Below are 3,936 nucleotides of genomic sequence, written 5' to 3' on the forward strand. Positions count from 1 at the left end.
GCCTTTGAGGACGAGGTGGGCGTAGTTATCGGCGCCTTTGCACTTGCGCACGACCCAGTTGAGGCCGTTGTTGGCGACGCTGAGGTAGGGGTTATCGACCTGGCTTGTGTCGCCGAGGCAGATGCACTTGACGTTTTCACCCATGCGGGTGAGCAGGGCGCGGATTTCGACGCGTGAGAGGTTTTGTGTTTCGTCGATGATGACGCAGGCGTTTTCGATGTTCATGCCGCGAATGTAGGCGAGGGGGAGGATTTCGAATTTTTTGGGGTTGAAGCGCAGGGGCTCGGCTTTGGGGTCGATGAAAAGGCGGTTTGCCGGGCGTGCGGAGTGCAGTTTGAGCAGCAGGTCTTTGATGTAGCGGACGTAGGGCTGCATTTTTTCTTCGATGTCGCCGGGCAGAAAGCCCATCTTGGCGCCGAGTTCGATGGTTGGTTTAAGGAGAATGATGCGGTTGAAGCGTTTTTGTTCCAGCACTTGGTAGAGGCTGGCGGCGAGGGCGAGGTAGGTCTTGCCGAATCCGGCTTCGCCTTGGACGGAGACGAGGTCGATGTCGGCGTTGAGCATGAGTTCCAGCGCGAGGTTCTGATAGACGGAGCGGGGGCGGGTGTTCCAGACGTCATGCTGGTAGGTGATGGCCTTGTCGCCTTTTGGGGAGTGCAGCACGGGTTTGCCGTCCTGCCATGTAAAGCTGTTGGGAAGCGGGGCGTCGGCGTCGGAGAAGCCGGTGTAGAGCTGTGATTCGGATTCGAAGGGCTTGGAGTCCCGAAACTCCTCGCTGGCGATGTCCAGCATGGAGGCTTGCAGGCGGAGGATGCGGTCGTTGGTGACGAGGATGGGGTCTTCGATGTCTGTGGAGGACTGAATTTCCTTGAGGATGTAGTTGTCGACGAGTTCGTCCGTAAAGCGGGAGGAGCTGGAGCCGTTGCGGATGAAGCGGATGTTGTCTTTGTGCTCCAGCAGTTGGTCTATGACCTTGGCGATGATGTGCCGCAGGCGCGGGTTGGTCTTGAGTTGGTTCAGTTCAATGAGGACGTGGTAGGGAATGTAAATGTTGTTGTCGCTGCCGTTTCGCAGGTTAATGATGGATTGGGGATTTTCGATGAGGACGTTCGTATCAACCACATAGTTCTTGGGCGCGCTGTGCTGTGTGGACACGTCCTTTCCTTTGGGCTGGGGGTTTCAGGCCCGGGGGCGGGCCTTTGTAACAGGCCTCGACCACATGCGACGATCCGGGGGACGATAGGCCCGGATTTGCAGAAAGGATATGACAGCGGAGGAATTGTGTAAACAGAGTCCAGAAAGAGACTGGACTTTTTCATATTCCCGTCACCAGATTGTCATACAAAACATGACGCACTGGTGACGGAAGGCAAAGATGCTTAGGAGGAGGTGAGTTGGCGCGCCATGGCTTCGCCTTGTGCGCCGCCGCCCGCCATGCGGACGAGTTCGGCAAAGACTTCGGCGTCGTCGAGGCGCTGGCAGGTGACGTGGGTGGCGCCGTCCATGATGTGCTTGGAAACCTGAAAATGCCGCGCGGCGCGGGACGCCAGCTGCGGCCAGTGCGTGATGAGAATGACCTGACGGTTGTCTGCGAGGGCGGCGATGCGGTCGGCCACGGCGTTGAGGGTGAGGCCGCCGATGCCGGCGTCCACTTCGTCAAAGATGAGTGTGGGGATGCGCTCGCGCGTCATGAGGCCTACAAGGGCAAGCAAAAAGCGCGACAGCTCACCGCCGGAGGCAATTTTGTCCAGCGGCTGAGGATGCTGCCCGGGGTTGGGAATCCACAGCAAGCGCGGGCGGTCCTCATACAGGCCGGGGGCAACTTCCGTGGGCAGAAACTCAAACTCCACGTCGACGGCTTCGTTGAAACCGAGGCCGCGCAGGTCCGTGGCGAGGGCGCCTGCAAGCTCTCCGGCGGCGCCCCTGCGCGCGCTGTTCAGCTGTTCCAGCACGCCGCCGAGTTCCGCGGACAGTTCGTCCTGCTTCTTTTCCAGCTGTTTGAGATCCAGCGTGCAGGAGTCGAGAAAGGAAATGTTGTTGTCGATTTCAGTCCTGAAGTCGACAATCTCTTCAAGGGTGCGGTTCAGCTTGCGTTTGAGCTGGGCGATTTCGAACAGGCGCGCTTCAATGTGCTCAATGTCGGCGTCCCCGCCGTTCCCCCGGTCTGCGCCGCGCAGGCGGTTTTCCAGGTCCCTGAGGCGTAGGCGGATTTCCTCGGCGGATTCAGCGTCCTCGCGCCAGTCTTCATCAAGGTCCGCAAGGTGCTCCAATTCGCGCGAGAGAAAGGCGATGCGGTCCACAAGGCCGCCGTCCTCGCCGTAGAAGACGGACAGGGCGCCCTCAATGGCTTGCTCGGCCTGTGCGGATTCCTGATGCGACTGCTTGCTGGCAAGGAGTTCATCCTCCTCACCGGGCTGCGGGTCCACCTTTTCGATTTCCGCTAGCTGGAACTCAAGAAATTCGCGCTTGTCGGACAGTTCGCGGATGCGCTGGGTGAGGTGCTCGCGCTCCTTGATGAGGGCGGTCATTGCGCCAAGCAGGCGGTCTTTTTCTTCCACAAGGGAGCGGTCGGGCAGGAAGGTGTCCAGCACTTTGCCCTGATAGGACGGGGCCAGCAAACGCTGCTGGCCGTGCTGGCTGGTGTGCAGCAGCAGGCTGGGGCGCAGTTCGCGGACCACGGACTGCGAGCTGAGCTTGTCGTCCACAAACTGGCGGCTGCGGCCCGTTTCGGCGGAGAGCTCGCGGCGCAGGATGCGTTCCTCGCCGTCCACATTAAAGACGGCCTCCACCACGGCCTTGTCTTTGCCGGGGCGCACCATGTCGCGGCCCAGCTTGTCGCCGGTAAGGAAGTTGATGGCGCGCAGGATGAAACTTTTGCCAGCGCCAGTCTCACCCGTGAGCACGTTCAGCCCACGGGAAAAGTCCAACTCAAGATCATCTATGAGTGCAAGATGTTGTATGCGAAGGTATTCTAGCATGATTTCACCCGGAGCGGACTGTACCTTGGGGATGTGATTTTGCCAATCCCTATTCCCCGGGTAGCCGTGCCCAGCGAAAACAAAAGTGCGCCTGCGAGTGGCGCCGCAGACAGCCGGAAAGGCTTGTGCGGTCCCGTAGCGGGTGATAGTCTGAGGAGGATATGGGGTTTACGCCCCGGCATGTGGAGATTTCGTGAACTCCCAGAAGAACCGGCCACTTATGCAGAGGGAGAATGCTAATGACTGCACCAGAAGAATACTCCGCCGACTCCGGCGATTGGTTCATTCCCGAGGAAAGCCGCAAGCACCTTGAGGAAGCTTTTGCAGACCTGAAGGGCGACGTGGCCATCGAGGTCTTTACCCGCAAGGGCGAGAACGATCCCTATAATGACGCCACAACCGGCTTCTGCCGCGACCTTGGACGGCTTTCAGACAAAATTGCCGTTACCTTTCACGACTGCGATTCCGACCATGCGAAAGAGCGCGACGTCACGCGTTCGCCAACCGTGGTCCTGCAGCCGGACGCCGTGCGCCTGCGCTACATCGGCGCGCCCCTCGGCGAGGAGGCCCGTACTTTCATTGAAGCGGTGATGCTGCTGTCCTTTGGCGAGAGCCGCCTCTCGGATGTGTCCGCCGACCTTATGAAGGAGTTGGACGAAGAGCGCGCGGTGAAGGTGTTCGTCAGTCCCACGTGCCCGTACTGTCCCGGACAGGTGAGTAATGCCTTCCGCGCCGCCATGCACCGCCCCGACCTTGTCTCCGCCGAGTGCGTGGAGACCGGCGAGAACCCTGACCTCGCCGAAAAGTACAGCGCTAATGCCCTGCCCAAGACCATAATTAACGAAACGTTCGAGCAGCGCGGCCTCTACCCCGAGGAGCGGTTCGTTGCCGAGTTGGTCTCCCTCAAGTCCGCCGATGAGTTGCAACACGCCATGGCCGAGCCAAAGGACGACAACGT

Annotated in this window: 3 protein-coding genes; 1 reads left to right on the forward strand and 2 read right to left on the reverse strand. The window is 59.9% G+C overall.

The window, feature by feature from the left end:
• On the reverse strand, positions 1-1,155 hold a 1,155-nt coding region (locus tag ACY69P_RS14915), incomplete at its 3' end, for a PhoH family protein (RefSeq protein WP_462328045.1).
• A 224-nt stretch (positions 1,156-1,379) separates the two neighbouring features.
• Positions 1,380-2,978, reverse strand: a complete 1,599-nt coding sequence (locus ACY69P_RS14920) for a DNA repair protein RecN (protein ID WP_462328046.1) — start codon at positions 2,976-2,978, stop codon at positions 1,380-1,382.
• A gap of 239 nt (positions 2,979-3,217) precedes the next feature.
• Here ACY69P_RS14920 and ACY69P_RS14925 point away from each other — a divergent pair.
• Positions 3,218-3,936: thioredoxin family protein (locus ACY69P_RS14925; RefSeq protein WP_462328047.1), on the forward strand; the 719-nt coding region annotated here is incomplete at its 3' end.

This window comes from Desulfobaculum sp., from assembly GCF_054921475.1.